Below are 21,089 nucleotides of genomic sequence, written 5' to 3'. Positions count from 1 at the left end.
TCGCCGCAATCGGGTGCTGCGATTGGCGCGAGCTTTGCTATGGTCGCGCTTGTCGCATGAACGAAAACTTACACCTTCTGGTCGTCGATGACCATGCCGTGGTCCGCCTGGGCCTGGCGCAGCTGCTGCGTGGCCTGCGCGGCAGCTGCCAGGTCAGCGAGGCGGCCGATCTGGACGGCGCCCTGGCCGTGCTGGCGGCCCGGCCCGACGTGACGCTGCTGGTGCTGGACGTGCACCTGCCCGGCCAGCCGCCGCTGCAGGCCCTGCACCAGCTGCGGCGCAGCCACCCGCTGCTGCCGGTGGTGCTGCTCTCGGCCGACACCGACCCCGAGCTGGCGACGCAGGCGCTGCGTGCCGGCGCCTGCGGCTGGCTGCCGAAAGCGGCCGACCCGCGCGTGCTGCTGGGCGCCATCGAGCTGGTGCTGGCCGGTGGCTGCTATGTGCCGCCTTTCCTGCTGCGCCACACCCCCGCGCCGGTGGCGCAGGAATCGCTCACCGGGCGCCAGCTGGAGGTGCTGGGCCAGCTGGTGCAGGGACGCAGCAACAAGGAGATCGCGCGGGCGCTGGGCATGGCCGAGCCAACCGTGAAGGGCCACCTGGTGACGATCTTCCGCGTGCTGCGCGTGCGCAATCGCGCCGAAGCCGTGAGTGCCGGGCAGTCGCACTTGCGGGCCGTCTCGGGTGTTTTTGCGGGGGCACCTCTGGGCGCGCTTCCGGGCGCCATCTCGGGCGCCATGCCTGGCATGGTTCCAAGTGCTGTGCCAGCCACCGCTCCGGCCGGCCCGTCAGGCCTGGGTTCAGGCGGCCTTGCCGGCGATCTCTCCGACAGCTTGCGCTGAGCGCGGCACGGCCTCGGCGCTCAGCCAGGCGCGCAGCGCCGATGCCGGCAGCGGCTTGCGCGCCGCGGTGATCTGCTGCGCCGCCAGCTGATCGGGCGGCACCGGCAGCGTCTCGCCGCTGATCAGCAGCGCCGGCACCCCGGCGCCGGCCCAGCCGCGCAGCGCGGCGATGGCGCGGAGGCCGTCGCCTTCTTCGAGCCGCCAGTCGCTGATCAGGCGATCGGGCCGCAGCCCCTCGGCCTGCAGGCGCAGCAGCAGTGGCGCCACCGCGGCATCGGCCCAGACCACGCAGCCCCAGGCGCGCAGCAGCGCCACGGTGGCGTTGCGCACCGCTTCGTCGTCCTCCACCAGCGCCACGCTGCGGCCTTGCAGCGGCAGCAAGGGCGCCAGCGCGGCAACCGGTGGCGGGTCGGTCGACAGGGTCAGCGGCACGGCCAGCGGCAGCGTCACGCTGAAGCAGCTGCCGCGGCCCAGCCGGCTGCGCAGCGCCACCGGATGCTGCAGCAGCCGCGACAGCCGGGCGACGATGGACAGGCCCAGGCCATGGCCGCGCCGCCGGTCGCGCCCTGGGTTCTGCAGCTGCACGAACTCGTCGAAGATGCGCGCCTGGTGCTCCGGCGCGATGCCCGGCCCGGTGTCCCAGACCGACAGGCAGACCTGGCCGCCGCGCTGGCGCGCCGCCAGCAGCACGCCGCCCTGCACGCTGTAGTTCAGCGCGTTGGACAGCAGGTTGCGCAGCATGCGTTCGAGCTGCATCTCGTCGCTGTGCACCCACAGCGGCGTCGGTCGCAGCCGCCACTGCAGGCCGCGGGCGTCGGCCAGCACGGCGAATTCGGGCGCCAGGCGGTCGAACAGCGTGGCCAGCGGCAGCGCGCGCGGCCGCGGCACCACGGCGCCGCTGTCCAGCCGCGAGACGTCCAGCAGCGCCTCGATCAGCCCGTCCAGCGCCTGCGCCATGCTCTGCAGCTGGCTGGCGGTGGCGGCGGCACGCCGGCCGTGCAGTTCGGCCTCGGCCTGCGCTGCCAGCAGGCCCAGCGCATGCACCGGCTGGCGCAGGTCGTGGCTGGCGGCGGCCAGGAAGCGCGCCTGCGCGTCGCGCGCCGCCTGGGTCTCGGCCAGCAGCGCCTCGCGCTCGAAGCGCATGGCGTGGCTCTCGTGCAGCAGCTGGGTGTGGCGCAGCATCAGCGAGGTGGCCAGCGCGGCGCCGGCCAGCGCCAGCGTCGCGTAGTACAGCCCGGCCCAGCTGCCCATGGCGATGAACAGGCCCGGCAGGGTCAGCGACATCGGCGCCATCAGCATCAGGAAGGCGCGGGGCTGCGGCGCCATCACGTTGATGCTGGCCACGCCGGTGATGCAGGCCAGCATCGCCGCGAACATCTGGCTCGAGGGCTCGGCCCGGCGGAACACCATCAGCATCGCCGCCGACCACAGCAGGCCCGTCAGGCCGGCGCTGGCGATGGTGCGGCGCTGCCAGGCCAGCGCGCCGGCGGCCAGCGTGCTGTCGTCCAGCCGCGGCACCACGCGGCGCCAGCGCGCGCGCAGCACCAGCAGCACCGCGAAGGCCAGCGCCCAGGCCGCCAGCAGCCAGGCCGGCACGCGGTCGCGGGCATAGGCGCACAGCAGTACCACCAGCAGCGCGGCGGCGGCCAGGCTGGCGCCGCTCTGGGCGTAGAACAGCCGCAGCATCGCGTCGCGGGTGCGCGCATCGGCGGGTTCGGGGATCAGGGTGGACCAGCGCATCGCGTGATCATGCCGTGGCTCCCGGCAGCCGCACCCATCCGAACGGATGGGGTCCGCGCATCCGTCTGACGGATGGTCGCGCGCCGGGCCGGTTCCTAGACTGCATCGACGACGGGACCCGCCTTGCGGCCCGGCACGGCAGCAGCACAGCGCAGTAGAGGACACCATGACCGCACGACGAGTTTTGCCACGCCTTGCGTCATGCCGGGCTCTCGCCGTGCCAGCGCTGGCCGTACTGCTGGCCATGACGCTGCTGCACTGCATTCGCGACGACGCCGAGGGCGCGAACGGCAGGCAGCGCACGACCTGTGAGAACGGCGCTCATGGCCGCAGCGGGCCGTGCAGTGGGGCCGCGGCGGCCGAAGCTGCCGGTGCCGGCGAATTGGTGCAGGTCAGCAGCGTGGGCGCCGGCGGCTGAGAGAGGCCCTGGGTGGGCCTTGAGGTCTTTGCTGTGTCGGGAAAGTTCAGCCAGAAGATGTTCTGACGCGGCGATGGCCAGTTCGTCGTATCCGGACCGCGCAAGACGGATGGCGTGAGGGAAGGGTTGGGGCCGCTGCGATGGGAAGCACACTAGACCAGACTCAGCCGAACATACACGTGGCCCTCTGCGTCTGTGCGATGCACCTGAAATCCTGCGGCCAGATACATGCTCAGCGGGCCGAAGTGGTTGTGCGCGTCGGTCGAAGCTTCGGCCATTGGCATGGCCTCCGCGATTTGCAGACCTTGTGCCTTCAGTCCGGCGCAAGCGGCATGCAACAGCGAGGTGGCAACCCCTGAACGCCGATGGGGCTTGGCGATGACAAAGCATGTGATTTGACCCATTCGAGCGGTGTCTGGGTCCGGTTCATCGGCAAAGGAGTCCATCATCGTGCGAGGCGCCGCGTTGCACCAGCCAATGGGCTTTCCGGCGCGGTACGCGAGATAGCCTTCCATTCGCTTGTTGCAGATTCTGTCGCACGCAGCGGCACGGTTTTCTTGTACGGTTCGAGTCCCCCAATTGACCTTCGCGTGATCAACGTACAGGAACTGACAAAAGCAAAAGCCCCATTTCGGATTGTCGGCAAAGGCCTCGCTGTCGAAGAACAGCAAGAAGTCCTGCATCAGCTCCGGACAGAGCTTTCGGATCTCGACGGGCGATTCGGTCATGCATCAACTCCGGGGTGTCGGCGCTTGTGGGTGTGGGCAGGCTTCACTCAGCTTGCATGGGTCATGACGTTGAAGCCTTCAGTCGCTTCGGGAGCTTGAAAGAAGGATGAGACATGGATGAAATCCTCTTGCGTCAAGTGATGGGAACCTTCCGGCCGTTCGATGTTGCGCTTTGCGATTCTCGCCAGGCAAGCCTTGTCTGAGGCGCTCACGACGTGCAGCACATGCGCCGCCCCTGCGTGCTCGAAAACTGAACGAAACCAACTGCGACCCGCCCTGGTATTGGCCTGGAAGTCCAGCACTACGGAGTGACCGGCGTTCAATAGATCCGTGGCGAGTGGGCCGACGACTGCTTTCAGTTTTTTGGAGAATCGAATGTAGTCATCGAAGGTCTTCATCTGATCACCAAACAAGCGCATGAGCCAGACGTCTTCAGATATCAGAATCGCGTTGAGGTCCAGCGCAAGACGTGATGCGACGGTCGTTTTGCCGGCCCCGGCTTTTCCGCAGAAGAAGTGAAGAGTTGGCGTAGGTGGCATACAGCGTGAAGTGGGTGGTGCTTGCGAAGCCTGACTTGAATTGAACCTCACTGTTCGGCGGCCGGGCTTGACCGGTGCCGTCCGGCCTTGTCAGATCATCAAGGCTTCGAGCAGGCGCGCCACATGCAACGCCTCGCGCTGCGCGCCATCGGCGATCTGGTGCCGGCAGCTGGTGCCGTCGGCGACGATGATGGCATCGGGCCGCTGGCGGATCGCCGGCAGCAGGCTGGCCTCGGCCATCTGCATCGACACCGCGTGATGCTTCGCTTCGTAGCCGAAGCTGCCGGCCATGCCGCAGCAGCTGCTCTCGATCAGCTCGGGCTTCGCCTCCGGAATCAGCCGCAGCACCTGCAGGATGGGCTCGACCGCGCCGAAGGCCTTCTGGTGGCAATGGCCGTGCAGCAGGATAGGCGCTTCGGCGGCTCTGAATTTCAGCGTGAAGCGGCCGGCCGTGGCCTCGCGGGCGATGAACTCCTCGAACAGCAGCGCTTGCTGCGCCACGCGTTCGGCGGCTTCGCCTAAGCCCATCACCAGCGCTTCGTCGCGCAGGGTCAGCAGGCACGAGGGTTCGAGCCCGACGATGAAGAGGCCGGCGTCGGCCAGCGGCAGCAGCGCCTGCACCAGCGCACTGAGCCGGGCTTTGGCTTCGTCGACCTGGCCGGTGGCCAGGAAGCTGCGGCCGCAGCAGTGCGGGCTGCTGCCGCCTTCCTGCTGATCGCCTTTGCGCACCGCATGCACCGTGTAGCCCGCGGCCAGCAGCACGCGTGCGGCGGCGCTGGCGTTTTCGCTGTCGAAGTGGGCGTTGAAGGTGTCGACGAAGAGCACCGCGGCCTTTTCGCCGACGCGGGCGGCGGTCAGCACCTGCTCGCGGCTGGCCAGCGTGGTGGCGAGCTTGCTGCGCCAGAAGGTGTCGCTGCGCCAGGTGGGCAGCGAGCGTTGGGCCGACAGGCCGAGCAGCTGCTCGCTGAGCCAGGCGGCGCCGGGAATCCTATCGCGCAAGTTCAGCAGCCAGGGCAGGCGGCTGGCCCAGGGCGCGTAGTCGGGCAGGTGGGCGATCAGGCGGTCGGCCAGCGTGCGGCCGTGGCGGGCCTTGTAGTGCGCCAGGAACTCGATCTTGAGTTTGGCCATGTCGACGCCGGTGGGGCAGTCGCGCTTGCAGCCCTTGCAGCCGACGCACAGGTCCAGGGTGTCGGCCATCGCATCGCTGGTGAAGGCATCCGGGCCCAGCTGGCCGGACAGCGCCAGCCGCAGCGTGTTCGCGCGGCCGCGCGTCAGGTGCTGCTCGTCGCGGGTGACGCGGTAGCTCGGGCACATCGTGCCGGCGTCGAACTTGCGGCAGTGGCCATTGTTGTTGCACATCTCCACGGCCTTCGCCAGGCCGCCGGTCGAGTCGCCGCCAGTGCCGGGCGCGGTGCTCGCTTCGGTCACCGGGTCGGCTTGCACGTTCCAGGCGGACCAGTCGAGCACCGGTTTCAGTTCGATGCGGCGGTAGGGCTTGGGCGCCGTTGGCGGCGCAAAGCGGAACAGGGCGCCGTCGTCCATGCGCGGCGGGTCGATGATCTTGCCGGGGTTGAACAGGTTCAGCGGGTCCATCTCGCGCTTGATGGCGCGGAAGGCCTCGTTCAGCGCGGGACCGAATTGCCATTCGATCCACTCGCCGCGGCACAGGCCGTCGCCATGTTCGCCGCTGTAGGCGCCCTTGAACTTCTTGACCAGCACGGAGGCTTCTTCGGCGATGGCCCGCATCTTCTGCGCGCCGCCGGTGGGGCCGCCCTGGCGCATGTCGAGAATGGGCCGCACATGCAGCGTGCCCACCGAAGCATGGGCGTACCAGGTGCCGCGCGTGCCATGCCGGGCGAACACCTCGGTCAGGGCATCGGTGTACGCGGCCAGGTGTTGCAGCGGCACCGCGCAGTCTTCGATGAAGCTCACCGGCTTGCCGTCGCCCTTCAGGCTCATCATGATGTTGAGGCCGGCCTTGCGCACCTCCCACAGCGCTTTCTGCGGCGCTGCATCGGGCATTTGCACGACGCTGCCGGGCAGGCCCAGATCGCCCATCAACTCGGCCAGTTGGGTCAGCTTCGGCATGATCTGCGCGGTACTGTCGCCGCTGAACTCCACCAGCAGGATCGCGGCCGGGCGGCCGATCAGCGCGGTTTCGATGGTCGGCCTGAACGCCGGGTTGGCCAGGCTCAGCTCGATCATCTTGCGGTCGACCAACTCCACCGCCGTGGGCACCAGCTTGACGATGTGCTGCGCCGCATCCATTGCCGCATGAAAGTCGGGAAAGTTCACCACGCCCAGCACCTTGGCGCGCGGCAGCTCGGCCAGCTGCAGCGTCAGGCTGCGGGTGAAGGCGAGCGTGCCTTCCGATCCCACCAGCAGCTGCGCCAGGTTGACGCTGCCGTCCGTGGTGTAGGGCCGCTCACTTTGATTGTCGAAGATGTCGAGGTTGTAGCCGCCCACGCGCCGCAACACTTTTGGCCAGCGCGCCTCGATCTCGGCCCGGTGCTGCTGTGCCAGCGTGCGCACGGCATCGGCGATCTGCGCCGCGCGACCCGTCAACTGCGCCACCGGGCCGAAGTCCAGCAGGCTGCCATCGGACAACCAGGCGCTAGCGCCGCGCACGTTGTGCACCATGTTGCCGTAGGCGATGGAGCGTGAGCCGCAGGAGTTGTTGCCGGCCATGCCGCCCAGCGTGGCCTGTGCGCTGGTCGACACGTCCACCGGGAACCACAGGCCATGGGGTTTCAGCTGCGCATTCAGGTGGTCCAGCACCAGGCCGGGCTCCACCGTCGCGCTGCGCCCGTCGACATCCACCGCCAGCACGCGCCGCAGGTGCTTGCTGCAATCGATCACCAGCGTGGCGCCGGTGGTCTGGCCGCACTGGCTGGTGCCGGCGCCGCGCGGCAGCACTGGCACCCGCAGTTCGCGGGCGATGCCGATCGCGGTGGCCACATCGTCCGCCGTCTTCGGCATCAGCACGCCCACCGGCATGATCTGGTAGATCGACGCATCGGTGGCATAACGCCAACGTGACGCGGCATCGAACAGCACCTCGCCCTGGGTTTCGGCGCGCAGGCGGCGGGCCAGCGCTTCGCAGACTTCGTTGGCGGGCAGGGCGCTGTGATCGGCGGGATCCCGGCCAGTGGCGGGCCGCAGCCGCGCGGGGTCGTCGAGTTGCATCGTCACTCCTGCGCCGGCCGCGCGGCCTGCAGGTAGACCTGGCCGGCGCGCATCAACTCCAGCACGTTGTCGCGCTTGTGCTGCAGGTGCTGCACCAGCACCTGGCGCAGGCCGGGCGCGTCGCGCGCATCCAGCGCTTCGATCATCTGTTCATGCTGCTTCACCGCGCGCTGCCATTCGACTTCGTTCTGGTTGGTGCGAAAGCGCATCGATTGCACCCGCGCATTGACCGCGCGGTAGGTGTTGCTGAACACCGGGTTCTTCGCTGCTTCGTTGATGCCGACATGGATCAGCGCATTGAGCCGGTAGTAGCCCGACAGGTCGCGGCGGCTGAAGCAGGCCAGCATCTCGTAGTGCTTGGCGCGCAGCTCCGCCAGTTCCGCGTCGGTGATGCGCTGCGCGGCCAGTTCGCCGGCCAGGCCCTCCAGCGCGGCCAGCAGCTCGAAGCTGTGCTGCACATCGGCCTCGCTCAGCTTCACCGCCACTGCGCCGCGGTTGGGCAGCAGGTCGACCAGGCCCTCGGTGGCCAGCATCTTGATGGCCTCGCGCAGCGGCGTGCGGGAGACATGCAGCTGTGCCGCCAGTTCGCGCTCGTTGAGCTTGGCGCCGGGCGCGATGCGGCCTTCGACCAGCATCGTGCGCAGGCGGGCGGCGGCCTGGTCGTGCAGGCCGGTCGGGCTGATGTGGATGATGTCGGCCATGGCGCGTGGGGAAGTTTTGATCTCATTTTGCATGCAAACTGTGAGGTCGTCGACGTGGGTGATTTAGGGTTAACCAGCGCGCACGATTGAAATTTGCATGCAAAACTGATTGACGAAAGGACAGACCATGCTCCAGCTCGACAGCCACCCCAGCGGCCGCCACTTCCTGCAGATCCCTGGGCCCAGCCCGGTGCCGGACCGCATCCTGCGGGCGATGAGCCTGCCGACCATCGACCACCGCGGCCCCGAGTTTTCTGCGCTGGGCCTGAAGGTGCTGGCCGGGCTGCGCCAGGTGTTCCAGACCCGGCATCCGGTGGTCATCTACCCGGCCTCCGGCACCGGCGCCTGGGAAGCCGCGCTGTGCAACACGATGAGCCCGGGCGACGCGGTGCTGATGTACGAGACCGGCCAGTTCGCGACGCTGTGGCAGAAGATGGCGCTGCGCCTGGGCCTGGTGCCCGAGTTCATCGGCGAAGCCGGCACCGATGCCGCCACCGGCCTGCCGCTGAGCTGGCGCCGCGGCGTGCAGGCCGGGCTGATCGAGCAGCGGCTGCGCGCCGACAGCGGCCAACAGATCCGCGCCGTCTGCGTCGTGCACAACGAAACCTCCACTGGCGTCACCAGCGACATCGGCGCGGTGCGCCGCGCGATCGACGCCGCCGGCCACCCGGCACTGCTGATGGTCGACACGATCTCCGGCCTGGCGTCGGCCGACTACCGGCACGACGAATGGGGTGTCGACGTCACGATCAGCGGTTCGCAGAAAGGGCTGATGCTGCCGCCGGGCATCAGCTTCAACGCGCTGTCGCCGCGCGCGCTGGCGGCGATGGCCTCGGCCAAGCTGCCACGTGCGTTCTGGGCCTGGGACGAGATCGTCGAGATGAACAAAGGCGGCTACTGGCCCTACACGCCGAACACGAACCTGCTGTACGCCTTAAGCGAAGCGCTGGACATGCTGCTGGGCGAAGGCCTGGCCGCGGTCTTTGCGCGTCATCAGCGCTGGGCTGCAGGCGTGCGGGCCGGCGTCAAGGCCTGGGGGCTGCCGATCCAGTGCGCCGACCCGGCGGTGTATTCGCCGGTGCTCACCGGCGTGGTCACGCCGTCCGGCGTGGATGCCGATGCTGTGCGGCGGCTGATCCATCAGCGCTTCGATCTGTCGTTGGGCACCGGGCTGGGCAAGCTCAAGGGCCGCATGTTCCGCATCGGCCACCTCGGCGACAGCAACGACCTGACACTGCTGGCCACGCTGGCCGGCTGCGAGATGGGCATGAAGCTCGCCGGCGTGCCGCTGGCCGGCAGCGGGGTGCAGGCTGCGATGGATTTCTTCGCTGCGCATCCGGCACCCGCCGCCCTGCAGGCGGCGGCCTGACGATCTGCCGCCCTGCAGGCGGCGGCCTGACGATCCCCCGCGCTGCAAGCGGCCGCTTGAACCCCCATCAGGAGACAAGACCATGCAACGACGTTCACTGATCCAGGCCGGCGCCGCCACCGCTGCGGCGCTGGCCACACCGCGGCTGCTGGCGCAAAGCTGGCCCAGCGGGCCGGTGCGCATCATCGTCGGCTTCCCGCCCGGTGGCGGTACCGATGCGCTGGCGCGTGTGCTCTCGGTCAAGCTGACGGAGATGTGGAAGCAGCAGGTCATCGTCGACAACAAACCCGGCGTGGCCGGCGTGCTGGCGGCCGAGTACACCGCGCAGCAGCCCAGCGACGGCAGCGTGCTGCTGATGGCGCACATCAACAGCCATGCGCTGGCCGCCAGCCTGCAGCCCAAGCTGCGCTACAACATCGAGCGCGATTTCGTGCCCATCGTGCTGGTCGGCGTCACGCCCAACCTGCTGATCGCCCACCCCGCGCAGCCCAAGACCGTGGCCGAAGTCGTTGCGTTGTGCAAGGCCAAGCCGGGCGAGGTGAGTTTCGGCTCGGCCGGCGCGGGTTCGGCTCAGCACCTGGCGCTGGAGATGTTCAAGCTGCAGGCCAAGGTCAATGCGCTGCACATACCCTACAAAGGCAGCGGCCCACTGCTGACCGACCTGATGGGCGGCCAGATCCAGTACTGCTTCGAGACGATGACCGCGGCGACGCCGCATGTGAAGAGCGGCAAGGTGATCGCCATCGCGCAGACGCGCACCCGGCGCGCCAAGGGCCACCCGACGGTGCCGACGATGCAGGAGCAGGGTTTCGACGGCTTCGAGGCCACCACCTGGTACGGCCTGGTCGGCCCCGGCAAGCTGCCGGCGGCGATCGCCGACAAGGTCAATGCCGACGTCAACACCATCCTGGCGATGCCCGATGTGCAGGAGAAACTGGACACCTACGGCGCCGAAGACGGCGGCGGATCGGCCGAGAAGTTTCGCGCCTTCATCGCCAGCGAGACGGCCAAGTGGGCCAAGGTGGTGAAGGACGGCAACGTCAAGGCAGACACCTGAGCGGACAGCGGCGTCTTGCCGGGCGCCGCTTCGATGTGCCGCTGCAGCGTACGCTTGCGGGTGGCCAGCACCAGTGCGGCTTCGTCGAGCGAGACGCCCGTGCTTCCTTTTAGGCGCTGGCGTTCGTCAGCGCGGCCAGCGCCTCGGCGTCCAACTGCAGCGACGCAGCGCGCGCCAGTTCCTCGAACTGCGGCAACGAGGTGGCGCTGGCGATCGGCGCGGTGATGCCCGGCTGCGCCATCTGCCAGGCCAGTGCCACCTGCGCCGGCGTGGCGTGCAGGCGCCCAGCCACGGCATCCAGCGCGGCCAGCACGCGCCAGCCGCGCTCGTTGAAGTAGGCCGTCTTCACGCTGGCGCCGCGCGGGCTCTGGGCCAGATCGGCTTCGCTGCGGTACTTGCCGGTCAGGAAGCCGCGCGCCAGCCCGTAGAAATTGATCACGCCGACCTGCCGCGCCACGCACAGCGCCTGCAGTTCGGCTTCGAACGGCGCACGGTCGCACAGGTTGTACTGCGGCTGCAGGGTGTCGTAGCGCGGCAGGCCGTGCCGTTCGCTCAGGTCCAGCGCTTCGGTCAGCCGCGCGGCGCTGTAGTTCGACGCACCGATCGCGCGCACCTTGCCCTCGCCGATCAGCTCGCCATAGGCCGCCAGCGTTTCTTCCAGCGGTGTGCCGGCATCGTCCTCGTGCGATTGGTACAGGTCGATGTGGTCGGTCTGCAGCCGTCGCAGCGAGGCTTCCACCGCCTGGCGGATGTAGGCGCGCGACAAGCCCTTCATGCGGCCATTAGCCCCCTCGCCCATGTCCATGCCCACCTTGGTGGCCAGCACGATGCGGTCACGCTTGCCGCTGGCCTTGAGCCATTGGCCGATCACGGTTTCCGACTCGCCGCCGCGGTGGCCCGGGGCCCAGCGTGAATAGACATCGGCGGTGTCGACCAGGTTGAAGCCGGCGTCGACAAACGCATCGAGCAGCGAGAACGAGCGTGCGATGTCGGCGGTCCAGCCGAAGACATTGCCGCCCAGCGCGAGCGGGGCGATCTGCAGGCCGGAACGGCCGAGCGGACGACGAGGCAGGACTGGGTCTTGCATGTGGGGGCCTCTTGGGTGGTGCGTGGCGGGTGGCGGCCATTCTTGCGCAAGCAGGTCGGCCCCGGTGGGGCGGCTGACAGTGCTGACAACCCGGGATTGACAGCCGGACCTCTCGATTGAGAATCCGCAGCGCCTTTCACCCACGGCAACAACGGGCAGTCACCGGTGATCCCGGTACGGTCCTTCAATACAAATACATTTCATTTCGGAGCAATGCATGAAGAAGACATCGCACGCGACCCGGCACATCGCATCGGACGCGGCAGGGGGGACAATCAGCGCAGCCGCCGTGCTGCTGTTGCTGGCTGCCGCCGGAACCTCGGCGGCGGCCGCCGACACGCGCGCGGCGACGGCCCGCGCGCTGGCCCACGTCCAGGCCTTCCCGCAACGCACCCAGCATGCGGTCGGCCACAGCTACGAGCTGCGCGACGTGGTGGTCGATACCGATGGCACCGAACACGTGCGCTTCCAGCGCCGCTTCAAGGGCTTGCGCGTGCTCGGCGGCGATCTGGTGACGCACACCAGCCGCAGCGGTGCCTTCCTCAACGCATCGCACAGCCTGGTGCGTGAGCCGCGGGTCGACGGCGCTGCCCGCATCGGTGCGGTGGACGCCTTGCGTGCCGCCGTGCAGGCGCACCGCGGTGCGCCCGACGGCTCGTCGCCCGAACTGGTGGTGTACGCGCGCGGCGACCTGCCGCAGCTGGCCTACGACGTGCGGCTTTACGGCGAGCAGGACGACGGCACGCCGAGCGAGCTGCACGTGATCGTCGGCGCCGATCGCGGCGAGGTGCTCGAGTCCTGGGACGACGTGCACACCGCGCCTGCCAACGGCACCGGCCAGGGCTTCTTCAACGGCAGCGTGGCGCTGACCACCGATCTGGTCTCCGGCACCTACTCCCTGCGCGACCCCAGCCGCGGCAACCAGGCCACGCTGGACATGAAGAACCGCCAGTTCGGCCAGGGCGCGATCTTCACCGACACCAACAACGCCTGGGGCGACGGCACGCTGGCCGACCGTCAGACCGTGGGCGTGGATGCGCAGTACGGCACCGCGATGACCTGGGACTACTACAAGAACGTGCACGGCCGCAACGGCATCGCCAACGACGGCAAGGGCGCCAACAACCGCGTGCACTACGGCCGCAAGTACAACAACGCCTTCTGGTCCGACAGCTGCTTCTGCATGACCTATGGCGACGGCGACGGCGTCAGCTTCAACCCCTTCGATTCACTGGACGTGGCCGGGCATGAGATGAGCCATGGTGTCACCAGCCGCACTGCCGGCCTGGTGTATTCGGGCGAATCGGGCGGCCTCAACGAAGGCACCAGCGACATCTTCGGCACGATGGTGGAGTACTACGCCAACAACCCGAACGACACGCCGGACTACCGCATCGGCGAAGAGCTGTACAAGAACGGCAGCAGCTCGCTGCGCACGATGATCAACCCCAGCACCGACGGCAAGTCGGCCGATTGCTGGTACTCCGGCGTCGGCAACCTGGACGTGCACTACAGCTCGGGCGTGGCCAACCACTTCTACTTCCTGCTCGCCGAAGGCACCACCGCCGGCAGCCCGAGCAAGACCTGCGTGGCCGGCAATACCCGCGTGGCCACCGGCACCGGCACACTGGCCGGCATCGGCCGCGCCAAGGCCGAGAAGATCTGGTACCGCGCGCTGACGGTGTACATGACTTCCAGCACCACCTACGCCGGCGCCCGCGCCGCGACGATCGGCGCCGCCAACGACCTGTACGGTGCCGGCTCGCCGGAATCCACCGCGGTGGCCGCGGCCTGGACGGCGGTGGGTCGCAACTGAGTTGACTGGCACGCGGCTGACCTGTCGAATCCCTGTAATATGGATGCATGTCCATGTTTTGGGGATTTTATGGGAGTCGCCGATTTCATGTTCACCCCCAGCGTTCAGCGCGTGCTGGGGGCTGCCCTGTCACACCCGGAGCGCTCGTTCACCTTGCAGGAATTGCTGCGGCTTGCTGCAACAGGTCGGGGTAGTACGCAGCAGCAGATCGACCGCTTGGTTGATGCGGGGGTGCTGATCGATGAGCCCCGGCGGGGTCGCCAGCGAAGCATCCGGGCGAACACCTCGTTCTTTCTCTATCCTGAACTGAGCAGCATTGCCCGCAAGTCGTTCGGGCTGGCAGAACCGCTGCGGAATGCGCTGGAGCCATTCACCGATCAGATCAACGAGGCGTTCCTGTTCGGATCCGTGGTCAAGGGCACCGACACCGAGCGCAGCGACATCGATATCGTGGTTGTCGGCGCAGCGTCGCTGCTTGACTTGACCGAGGCCCTGCAGAAGGTGGAACAGGCCTTGGGCCGTTCCGTTCACCTCAGCCTCTATGACCCGGCAGAATGGCTAACTCTGATCAAGAGCGACCCTGTGGTCGCGCAGATACACAACGGGCCCAAACTGATCCTGCTTCCCCATGGCCAGGCCGCCTGAGTACGAGAACCTCATCAAGACCAGGGCGGTCGAGGCCGTTGCGCCAACGCCAGGGGCGATGCAGGGCTTCCTGCGAAACGCGGGTGACTACCTTGCCACGGCCAAGGCGATAGACCCGGACAAGTCGCTCCAAGTCTTCACCATGGCCTACGAAGGCTATTTTCAGGTCGTGCAATCGATCCTGGAATTTTGCGAGGTGCGCACCAAGGAGGCGGGGCGCAACCTGGCCATCCAACGCGTCAGCGCTGACCTGAAGCTCGACACAAGAGAAATCGCGTTCGTCATCAAGGCACATGAGCGACGCAACGGGACGTCGTACGCCTCGCCGTTCCCGCCCGTCTCGAAGGCCGAAGCGGCAGCGATGCTGGCCGTCCTGGAGAAGTACCTGCCCCGGGCCTACGCGTTCACCGGACAAACGCCCGGCCCGTGAGACAGGACTCCATGCTGCCGACGGCCCGCGCGTTCAGCAGCGCTCGAACACCGCCGCAATGCCCTGGCCGCCGCCGATGCACATCGTCACCAGCGCGTAGCGCCCGGCCACGCGCTGCAGTTCATACAGCGCCTTGGTGGTGATGATCGCGCCGGTGGCGCCCACCGGGTGGCCCAGCGAGATGCCCGAGCCGTTCGGGTTGACCTTGGCCGGATCCAGGTCCAGGCTCTTGCTCACCGCGCAGGCCTGGGCCGCGAAGGCTTCGTTGGCTTCGATCACGTCGAGGTCGCTGACCTTGAGGCCGGCGCGTTTCAGCACCAGCTGTGTCGCCGGCACCGGGCCGATGCCCATGATCTTCGGCTCCACGCCGGCGTGGGCATAAGCCACCAGCCGGGCGATCGGCTTCAGCGCGTGCGTCTTCAGCGCGTCGGCGCTGGCCAGCACCACCGCGCCGGCGCCGTCGTTCAGGCCCGAGGCATTGCCGGCGGTGACCGTGCCGTCCTTCTTGAACGCCGGCCTCATCTTGGCCAGCGCTTCCAGCGTGGTGTCGGCCTTCACATGCTCGTCGATCGTGAACTGCGTCGTGCCCTTGCGGGTGACGATGTCCACCGGCGCGATCTGCTCGGTGAAGCGGCCGGCGGCGATGGCCGCAGCGGCGCGGCGGTGGCTTTCCACCGCCAGTTCGTCCATCTGCTGCCGCGTGATGCCGAATTGTTCGGCCACGTTCTCCGCGGTGATGCCCATGTGGATGGTGTGGAAGGGGTCGTGCAGGATGCCGATCATGTAGTCCAGCATCTGCGCGTCGCCCATGCGCTGGCCCCAGCGGGCCGCGGGCAGGAAGTACGGTGAGCGCGACATCGATTCGGCGCCGGCGCCCAGGGCCAGCTCGCAGTCGCCCAGCATCAGCGATTGCGCGGCCGACACGATGGCCTGCAGTCCCGAGCCGCAGAGCCGGTTGACGTTGAAGGCCGGCGTCTCCTTCGGCACGCCGGCCTGCACCGCGGCGACGCGGCCGAGGTAGGCGTCACGCGGTTCGGTGGGGATCACGTTGCCCATTGCCACGTGGCCGATCTGGCTGGCCTCCACGCCCGATCGGGCGATCGCCGCCTTGATGGCGGTGGTGGCCAGCTCGATCGGCGGTATGTCCTTCAGCGTGCCGCCGAAGGTGCCGATCGCCGTGCGGGCGGCGCCCACCACATAAACCTCGCGTGCTGCTCTCACATCTGTGCTCATGCTCATCTCCTGTCGACGGTGAATCCGCCATCATCGCGCAGCGCGGCGCTTTGGTTTGTCAACTGGCGGACAGGGCGCAAGCCTGCGGCATCATTGCCGCCATTTCCATCCCCTCGACAGGTTCATCATGTCTTCCCCCGTCATCCTCGTCACCGGCGCCTTTGGCGCGTTGGGCCAGGCCGTGGCCCGCACGCTGGCCGGGCAGGGCGCCCGCCTGGGCCTGGTGGACGCCGCACCCGGCGTGCCGCCGGCGCTGGCCGAAGAATTCAAGGCCCAGCTGCTGCTGCCGGCGGTGGACCTCAGCGATGCGGACGCCACGCGCCAGGCGGTGGCCCGCATCGAGGGCCACTTCGGCGCCGTGGACGGCCTGGTCAACATCGCCGGCGGCTTCCGCTGGGAGACGCTGGAAGCCGGCAGCGCCGCCACCTGGCAGGCGATGTTCACGATCAACCTGCTGACGGCGGTGAACACCTGCCAGGCGGTGCTGCCGGGCATGCTGGCGCGGGGGCGCGGGCGCATCGTCAACATCGGTGCCGGGGCGGCCGCCAAGGCCGGCGCCGGCATGGGCGCTTATGCCGCGTCCAAGGCCGGCGTGATGCGCCTCACCGAGGCCCTGGCCGAAGAGACCAAGCAGCGCGGCATCACCGTCAATGCGCTGCTGCCCTCGATCATCGACACGCCGGCCAACCGCCGCGACATGCCCGATGCCGACTTCACGCGCTGGGTCGCGCCGCAGGCGCTGGCCGACGTGGTGGCCTTCGTGCTGTCGGATGCGGCGCGGGCCATCACCGGCGCCGGTATCGCCGTCAACGGCCAGGTTTGATGGCCAGGGACGTGGAGCCAAGTCTGATGGCCAAGGACATCGACACGATGGAGGACAGCAACCCCTCCTCCGCCCCCAGCATCCACGAGATGTCCGATCCCGCGCGCCGCACCGTGCTGCAGGGCGGCCTGGGCCTGGCGCTCGGCGGCTTGATGGCGCCCTGGGCCGCTGGCACCGCGGCGGACGAGGGTGCCGGCCCGCTGCTGGGCTTCAAGAGCGTGCCGGTGTCCACCGCCGACGCGGTGGTGGTGCCCGAAGGTTATGTCGCCGAGGTCATCGCGCCCTGGGGCGAGCCGGTGGGCCTGGCCGGCAACATGCCGGCGTTCAAGGCCGATGCCGGCAACAGCGGCGCCGAGCAGGAAGCGCAGTTCGGCATGCACCACGACGGCCTGCATTACTACCCGTTGAACGGCGCCAGTGACCGCGGCCTGCTGGCCATCAACCACGAGTACGTGGACCCCGGCCTGCTGTTCACCGATGGCATGAAGACATGGACCGCCGACAAGGTCCGCAAGGCCTTGGCCGCGCATGGTGTCGGCATCGCCGAGGCCCGGCTGGCTGAAGGCCGCTGGCAGCTGGTGCGCCCCTCGCGCTGGGCGCGGCGCATCACCACCGCGACGCCGATGGCGCTGGGCGGCCCCGCGGCCGGCCATGCGCTGATGAAGACCGCCGCCGACCCGGACGGGCGACGCGTCCTTGGCACGCTGGGCAACTGCGCCAGCGGCATCACGCCCTGGGGCACCTACCTCACCGGCGAGGAGAACTGGATCTTCTGCTTCTCCGCCAGTGAAGAGCCCACCGGCCACCTGAAGCGCTGGGGCCTGCGCAAGGGGCCGGCGGCGCGCTGGCAGGAGTTCGACGAACGCTTCGATGCGACGAAACATCCGCACGAGCCGAACCGTTTTGGCTGGATCGTCGAGATCGACCCGATGGACCCCACGTCCACACCGGTCAAGCGCACGGCACTCGGCCGCGCGGCGCACGAAGGCGCGACCGTGGCGCTGACGCAGGACGACCGCGCGGTGGTCTATTCCGGCGAGGACGCGCGCTTCGAGTACCTCTACCGCTTCGTCAGCCGCGATCGCATGAAGCCCGGCGGCGCGGCGGCCAATGCCACGCTGCTGGACCACGGCACGCTGTTCGTGGCGCGCTTCGACGCCGATGGCCGCGGCCGCTGGCTGCCGCTGGTGCACGGCCAGGGTCCGCTGACGGTGGCCAACGGCTTTGCCGACCAGGGTGAGGTGTTGATCAAGTCCCGCCAGGCCAGCGATGCGCTGGGCGCCACCCGGATGGACCGGCCCGAATGGGTGGCCATCGACAGCCGCACGCGCGAGGTCTACTGCGCGCTGACCAACAACTACAAGCGCGGCATGGCCGGCGAGCCCGGCCCCGACGCCGCGAACCCGCGGGCCGACAACACCATGGGCCAGATCATTCGCTGGAAGGAAGACGGCGACCACGACGGCGCGGCCTTCTCGTGGAACCACTTCGTGCTGGCCGGCGACCCGGCGAACGCACGCGCCGATGCCAAGGGCAATGTGAAAGGCGATGCCTTCGCCTGCCCTGATGGCCTGTGGATCGACGCCCGCGGCGTGCTGTGGATCGACACCGACATGTCCACCCGGCAGATGGGCCGCGACGATGCCGCGCGCCTGGGCCACAACGCGATGCTGGCCGCCGATGTGCGCAGCGGCGAGGTGCGGCGCTTTCTCACCGGCCCGGTGGGCTGCGAACTGGCCGGCGCCACGATGACGCCGGATGGCCGCACGATGTTCGTCAGCATCCAGCACCCGGGAGAGACGGCCTCCGAGATCAGCGATCCGGACCGGCCGACGCGCTTCTCGTCCTGGCCCCACGGCGGCCGGCCGCGCTCGGCGGTGGTGGTGATCCGCAGGCGCGATGGCGGCTTGATCGGAACCTGAGCCTGCCTCACAAGTCCCGCGCGAACCCCGCCAGGTGGTCGAGCATGAACGACCAGTACGGCACCACGCATTCCAGGTGGCCGGCCGGCACGGCGCCGCAATCGGTCAGCGTGACCTGGGCGCCGGCGCCGCGCGCCTGCATCGCGGCCAGCGTCACGGTGGAACTGGCGTAGGGCACGGTGCGGTCGTCGCGGCCGTGGTACAGGCGCACCGGCAGTTCGGGCTTCCAGTCGTGCACGTTGCTCACGCGCTCGATGGCGGCACTGTCGTCGGCCAGGTAGTTGTCGATGAAGGTGGGGTCGAAGACCACATCGGCGTCGCTGGGCAGGGCCTTCTTCAGCAGCTGGTCGCGGATTTCGCGGCGCAGCGAAGTGCTCAGGTTCTTCAGCGTGCCCGGGTTCAGCAGCGCGGCGGCCAGCGGGTTGTCGTCGCGCACCAGGCGCAGCAGCGCGTCCAGCGTGGTCTGCAGCTGGTACGGGCCGGCGCCGGGCACGACGGTGACCAGCTGCGCCTTCTGCACATGCGTGCCGGCCTGCAGCGCGCGGTGCGCGGCCATCGTGACGTAGCCGCCCTCGGAGTAGCCGACCAGGAACAGCTGTTTGTTGTCCAGCACCTTGTTCTTCTGGCGCCAGTACTTCGCCGCGGTCAGCAGGTCCAGCACCGCTGAAGCGGAAGGGGCCGACAGCAGGTAGGGATGCGCTGCGCCCTTGGAGACCCCATAACCCACGTAATCAGCGGCCACGACGATGTAGCCCAGCGAGGCCATGATCACCGCCGGCTCGTCGGCCGTGGCGTGGTTGCTCGGGGCCTCGGCATCGCGGAACAAGGTGCCGTGCTGGTAGCTGATGACCGGGCTCCTGGCGCCGGCGGCCTTCACCGGCACGCTGATCAGCGCCGAGGCCAGGATCTCGCGCTTGCTGGCGTCCAGCGTCAGGTAGTCCAGCCGGTAGGTGTTGACGGCGTAGCGTGGCGTGACCACCGGCGCGCGGGTGCCGGCGTTGCGGATGGCCTCGCCGATCTGCGCGCTGCTGACGCTGCCCAGCGCGCTGACCGCCTTGAACTGGCCGGGGCCGACGGTCTCGATGATGGGCTCTTCCGGCTCTTCCGGGGCCGGGGTGCTGCCGCCGCCACCGCCGCAGGCCGCCAGCAGCAGGGCCAGCAGCAAGGGCAGCAGCAGCTGGGGCAGCGTGGTGAATGGCCGGCAGGCCAAGGGCAGCGGACGGGCGGCGGGACGCATGCCGCAGTGTAGGTCGATGCCGTGGGCCCGGGCTCAGCCGCGGGGGGATGCCCGCGAAGCAGCGGGGGGTCCGGGCGGGGCCTGGGCCGCGTCCTTCAGGTGGATGACCCCCTGATGGTCGACCGCCAGGTAGTCCATGCCGCTGGCCTGCAGGAAGTCCAGGCCCTGCTGCTGCTTGAGCATCGCGATTGTGCTGCAGTTGCCGGCGATCACCGCCAGCGGCGCCAGCACGCTGACGGTGCGCCACCAGGTCACCGGCCGCCCGCTGCGCGGATCGAGGATGTGGCAGTAGCGCTGGCCGTCGGCCTCGAAGAAACGCTCGTAGTCGCCGCTGGTGGCCAGGCCGCCCTGGTGCAGGGGAATCGTCGCCACCAGCGCGTCGGGCTGGCGCGGGTCCTGGATGCCGATCATCCAGGGCCGGCCATCGGGCCTGGGGCCCATCACGCGCAGGTCGCCGCCGAGGTTGACGTAACCATGCTGCACACCCTGCGCGGCCAGCAGCGCGCCGGCGCGGTCGGCCGCATATTCCTTGCCGAAGCCGCCGAAATCGATCTCCATGCCGGCCTGTGGCAGGCGCACCTGCGGGCCATCGCGCTCGACACGGGGCCAGCCGATCAGCGCGCGCACGGCGGCCAGTTCGGCACCGGACGGGATGCGCCCGGCCTTGAAGTCCCAGGCCCGGCGCAGCACGCCGGAGGTGATGTCGAACAGGCCGTCGCTGGCTTCGTACAGCGTGTGGGCGTAGGCCAGCAGCGCCAGCGTCTCGCTGTCGCAGACCAGCGGCGCGCCGCCGGCCGCGGCGTTCAGGCGCGAGACGATGCTGTCCGGCCGGTAGCGCGAGTAGGTGATCTCGATGCGCCGCACTTCATCGATGGCCAACTGCGCCAGCGCCCGGCCGGCGGCCTCGTCGTCCAGCCCGGCGATGACCACCTCGCAATGGCTGGCCATGGCTTCGAAAGGGACGCGCAGTTCATGCATGGCGGTGAGTGCCGCGGCCGGCGCCCCGGGTTGCATGATCGGCGCCGGAAAGCAGTGCCTGGGCCGGTGCCGGGGTCAATTGCATCCGCAACCACCGCCGCCCACGCCGTTGCCGCCCGAAGCGGCTTCCTTGCTGCTGTAGACATGGTTGTTGACGGCCGCTTCCAGGCGATCGGCCTCGAAACTCATCTCGGGCCGGGCCAGCACGCCCTTTTGCCACGGCGCCACCGGCTGCAGCAGCGCACAGCCGCTGCCGCAGGCCAGCATGGCTGCGGCCAGGCCCAGTACAGCGCCTGAACGTCCACGGCCTTGCCGTCGCACGCGCATGAGTGCCATCTCGT

General features: G+C 69.0%; 19 protein-coding genes. 8 read left to right on the top strand and 11 right to left on the bottom strand.

What is annotated here, in order from left to right; translation table 11 throughout:
- Positions 1 to 56 precede the first annotated feature (56 nt).
- Complete coding sequence (locus VLK61_RS25565; protein ID WP_325425318.1) at positions 57 to 839, top strand: response regulator transcription factor; 783 nt, start codon at positions 57 to 59, stop codon at positions 837 to 839.
- On the opposite strand, the gene VLK61_RS25560 is transcribed toward VLK61_RS25565, so the two are convergent.
- The 6 genes from VLK61_RS25560 to VLK61_RS25535 all read right to left on the bottom strand — a co-directional run bounded on the left by VLK61_RS25560 (position 798) and on the right by VLK61_RS25535 (position 8,151).
- Positions 798 to 2,579: an ATP-binding response regulator gene (locus tag VLK61_RS25560; RefSeq protein ID WP_325425316.1), complete on the bottom strand. Its 1,782-nt coding sequence runs from the start codon at positions 2,577 to 2,579 to the stop codon at positions 798 to 800. The genes VLK61_RS25565 and VLK61_RS25560 overlap by 42 nt on opposite strands.
- A 199-nt stretch (positions 2,580 to 2,778) precedes the next feature.
- Positions 2,779 to 2,904, bottom strand: coding sequence for a hypothetical protein (locus VLK61_RS25555; protein WP_325425314.1), 126 nt, complete (start codon positions 2,902 to 2,904; stop codon positions 2,779 to 2,781).
- Positions 2,905 to 3,149: 245 nt separating this feature from the next.
- Positions 3,150 to 3,725, bottom strand: coding sequence for a GNAT family N-acetyltransferase (locus VLK61_RS25550; protein ID WP_325425311.1), 576 nt, complete (start codon positions 3,723 to 3,725; stop codon positions 3,150 to 3,152).
- A 47-nt stretch (positions 3,726 to 3,772) separates the two neighbouring features.
- Positions 3,773 to 4,264 (bottom strand): AAA family ATPase, encoded by a 492-nt coding sequence (locus VLK61_RS25545; RefSeq protein WP_325425308.1) that lies wholly within the window; start codon positions 4,262 to 4,264, stop codon positions 3,773 to 3,775.
- 90 nt (positions 4,265 to 4,354) lie between these two features.
- Complete coding sequence (locus VLK61_RS25540; protein WP_325425306.1) at positions 4,355 to 7,450, bottom strand: FAD-binding and (Fe-S)-binding domain-containing protein; 3,096 nt, start codon at positions 7,448 to 7,450, stop codon at positions 4,355 to 4,357.
- Between the two features lie 2 nt (positions 7,451 to 7,452).
- On the bottom strand, positions 7,453 to 8,151 hold the full coding sequence (locus VLK61_RS25535; protein ID WP_325425303.1) for a GntR family transcriptional regulator: 699 nt from the start codon (positions 8,149 to 8,151) through the stop codon (positions 7,453 to 7,455).
- Between the two features lie 127 nt (positions 8,152 to 8,278).
- Between VLK61_RS25535 and VLK61_RS25530 the strand changes: the two genes are divergently transcribed.
- Positions 8,279 to 9,520, top strand: a complete 1,242-nt coding sequence (locus tag VLK61_RS25530; RefSeq protein ID WP_325425299.1) for a pyridoxal-phosphate-dependent aminotransferase family protein — start codon at positions 8,279 to 8,281, stop codon at positions 9,518 to 9,520.
- 82 nt (positions 9,521 to 9,602) lie between these two features.
- Positions 9,603 to 10,577 carry a Bug family tripartite tricarboxylate transporter substrate binding protein gene (locus tag VLK61_RS25525; protein WP_325425297.1) on the top strand — a complete coding sequence of 325 codons (975 nt, stop codon included), beginning with the start codon at positions 9,603 to 9,605 and terminating at the stop codon, positions 10,575 to 10,577.
- A 109-nt stretch (positions 10,578 to 10,686) separates the two neighbouring features.
- Here the strand turns inward: VLK61_RS25525 and VLK61_RS25520 are convergent, their stop codons facing one another.
- Positions 10,687 to 11,664, bottom strand: a complete 978-nt coding sequence (locus VLK61_RS25520) for an aldo/keto reductase (protein WP_325425295.1) — start codon at positions 11,662 to 11,664, stop codon at positions 10,687 to 10,689.
- Between the two features lie 217 nt (positions 11,665 to 11,881).
- Here VLK61_RS25520 and VLK61_RS25515 point away from each other — a divergent pair, with 217 nt between their 5' ends.
- From VLK61_RS25515 to VLK61_RS25505, 3 genes are all read left to right on the top strand, one after another.
- Entirely contained in the window at positions 11,882 to 13,480 is a 1,599-nt protein-coding gene (locus tag VLK61_RS25515) for a M4 family metallopeptidase (RefSeq protein WP_325425293.1), read from the top strand.
- 87 nt (positions 13,481 to 13,567) lie between these two features.
- Entirely contained in the window at positions 13,568 to 14,125 is a 558-nt protein-coding gene (locus tag VLK61_RS25510) for a nucleotidyltransferase domain-containing protein (RefSeq protein WP_325425291.1), read from the top strand.
- Positions 14,109 to 14,555: a hypothetical protein gene (locus VLK61_RS25505; RefSeq protein ID WP_325425289.1), complete on the top strand. Its 447-nt coding sequence runs from the start codon at positions 14,109 to 14,111 to the stop codon at positions 14,553 to 14,555. The genes VLK61_RS25510 and VLK61_RS25505 overlap by 17 nt, the downstream gene beginning before the upstream one ends.
- Positions 14,556 to 14,588: 33 nt before the next feature.
- Here the strand turns inward: VLK61_RS25505 and VLK61_RS25500 are convergent, their stop codons facing one another.
- A complete protein-coding gene (locus VLK61_RS25500) occupies positions 14,589 to 15,788 on the bottom strand; it encodes an acetyl-CoA C-acyltransferase family protein (RefSeq protein WP_325425287.1) in 1,200 nt (399 codons plus the stop codon).
- Between the two features lie 127 nt (positions 15,789 to 15,915).
- Between VLK61_RS25500 and VLK61_RS25495 the strand changes: the two genes are divergently transcribed.
- Both VLK61_RS25495 and VLK61_RS25490 read left to right on the top strand, forming a co-directional pair.
- Positions 15,916 to 16,611: an SDR family NAD(P)-dependent oxidoreductase gene (locus tag VLK61_RS25495; RefSeq protein WP_325425285.1), complete on the top strand. Its 696-nt coding sequence runs from the start codon at positions 15,916 to 15,918 to the stop codon at positions 16,609 to 16,611.
- A 26-nt stretch (positions 16,612 to 16,637) separates the two neighbouring features.
- Positions 16,638 to 18,533, top strand: coding sequence for a PhoX family protein (locus VLK61_RS25490; protein WP_325425283.1), 1,896 nt, complete (start codon positions 16,638 to 16,640; stop codon positions 18,531 to 18,533).
- Positions 18,534 to 18,540: 7 nt separating this feature from the next.
- On the opposite strand, the gene VLK61_RS25485 is transcribed toward VLK61_RS25490, so the two are convergent.
- The 3 genes from VLK61_RS25485 to VLK61_RS25475 all read right to left on the bottom strand — a co-directional run bounded on the left by VLK61_RS25485 (position 18,541) and on the right by VLK61_RS25475 (position 21,084).
- Complete coding sequence (locus tag VLK61_RS25485) at positions 18,541 to 19,770, bottom strand: alpha/beta hydrolase family protein (RefSeq protein WP_325425281.1); 1,230 nt, start codon at positions 19,768 to 19,770, stop codon at positions 18,541 to 18,543.
- A 33-nt stretch (positions 19,771 to 19,803) separates the two neighbouring features.
- Positions 19,804 to 20,748, bottom strand: a complete 945-nt coding sequence (locus tag VLK61_RS25480) for an FAD:protein FMN transferase (RefSeq protein WP_325425279.1) — start codon at positions 20,746 to 20,748, stop codon at positions 19,804 to 19,806.
- A 75-nt stretch (positions 20,749 to 20,823) separates the two neighbouring features.
- Positions 20,824 to 21,084, bottom strand: a complete 261-nt coding sequence (locus VLK61_RS25475) for a DUF4266 domain-containing protein (RefSeq protein WP_325425277.1) — start codon at positions 21,082 to 21,084, stop codon at positions 20,824 to 20,826.
- Positions 21,085 to 21,089 lie beyond the last annotated feature (5 nt).

This window comes from Aquabacterium sp. (assembly GCF_035476535.1).
Classification (GTDB): domain Bacteria; phylum Pseudomonadota; class Gammaproteobacteria; order Burkholderiales; family Burkholderiaceae_C; genus Pseudaquabacterium.
Note: the sequence above shows the minus strand (reverse complement) of the source record. Positions and strands in the feature narration are given on the sequence as shown.

Bases quoted from the DNA above. Each gene is read 5' to 3' on its own strand.
- VLK61_RS25495 (WP_325425285.1), top strand. From the start codon at position 15,916: ATGTCTTCCCCCGTCATCCTCGTCACCGGCGCCTTTGGCGCGTTGGGC.
- VLK61_RS25550 (WP_325425311.1), bottom strand. From the start codon at position 3,725: ATGACCGAATCGCCCGTCGAGATCCGAAAGCTCTGTCCGGAGCTGATG.
- VLK61_RS25480 (WP_325425279.1), bottom strand. From the start codon at position 20,748: ATGCATGAACTGCGCGTCCCTTTCGAAGCCATGGCCAGCCATTGCGAG.
- VLK61_RS25505 (WP_325425289.1), top strand. From the start codon at position 14,109: ATGGCCAGGCCGCCTGAGTACGAGAACCTCATCAAGACCAGGGCGGTC.
- VLK61_RS25545 (WP_325425308.1), bottom strand. From the start codon at position 4,264: ATGCCACCTACGCCAACTCTTCACTTCTTCTGCGGAAAAGCCGGGGCC.
- VLK61_RS25515 (WP_325425293.1), top strand. From the start codon at position 11,882: ATGAAGAAGACATCGCACGCGACCCGGCACATCGCATCGGACGCGGCA.
- VLK61_RS25490 (WP_325425283.1), top strand. From the start codon at position 16,638: ATGGCCAAGGACATCGACACGATGGAGGACAGCAACCCCTCCTCCGCC.
- VLK61_RS25565 (WP_325425318.1), top strand. From the start codon at position 57: ATGAACGAAAACTTACACCTTCTGGTCGTCGATGACCATGCCGTGGTC.
- VLK61_RS25520 (WP_325425295.1), bottom strand. From the start codon at position 11,664: ATGCAAGACCCAGTCCTGCCTCGTCGTCCGCTCGGCCGTTCCGGCCTG.
- VLK61_RS25535 (WP_325425303.1), bottom strand. From the start codon at position 8,151: ATGGCCGACATCATCCACATCAGCCCGACCGGCCTGCACGACCAGGCC.
- VLK61_RS25485 (WP_325425281.1), bottom strand. From the start codon at position 19,770: ATGCGTCCCGCCGCCCGTCCGCTGCCCTTGGCCTGCCGGCCATTCACC.
- VLK61_RS25560 (WP_325425316.1), bottom strand. From the start codon at position 2,579: ATGCGCTGGTCCACCCTGATCCCCGAACCCGCCGATGCGCGCACCCGC.
- VLK61_RS25500 (WP_325425287.1), bottom strand. From the start codon at position 15,788: ATGAGCACAGATGTGAGAGCAGCACGCGAGGTTTATGTGGTGGGCGCC.
- VLK61_RS25530 (WP_325425299.1), top strand. From the start codon at position 8,279: ATGCTCCAGCTCGACAGCCACCCCAGCGGCCGCCACTTCCTGCAGATC.
- VLK61_RS25475 (WP_325425277.1), bottom strand. From the start codon at position 21,084: ATGGCACTCATGCGCGTGCGACGGCAAGGCCGTGGACGTTCAGGCGCT.
- VLK61_RS25525 (WP_325425297.1), top strand. From the start codon at position 9,603: ATGCAACGACGTTCACTGATCCAGGCCGGCGCCGCCACCGCTGCGGCG.
- VLK61_RS25510 (WP_325425291.1), top strand. From the start codon at position 13,568: ATGTTCACCCCCAGCGTTCAGCGCGTGCTGGGGGCTGCCCTGTCACAC.
- VLK61_RS25555 (WP_325425314.1), bottom strand. From the start codon at position 2,904: ATGAGCGCCGTTCTCACAGGTCGTGCGCTGCCTGCCGTTCGCGCCCTC.
- VLK61_RS25540 (WP_325425306.1), bottom strand. From the start codon at position 7,450: ATGCAACTCGACGACCCCGCGCGGCTGCGGCCCGCCACTGGCCGGGAT.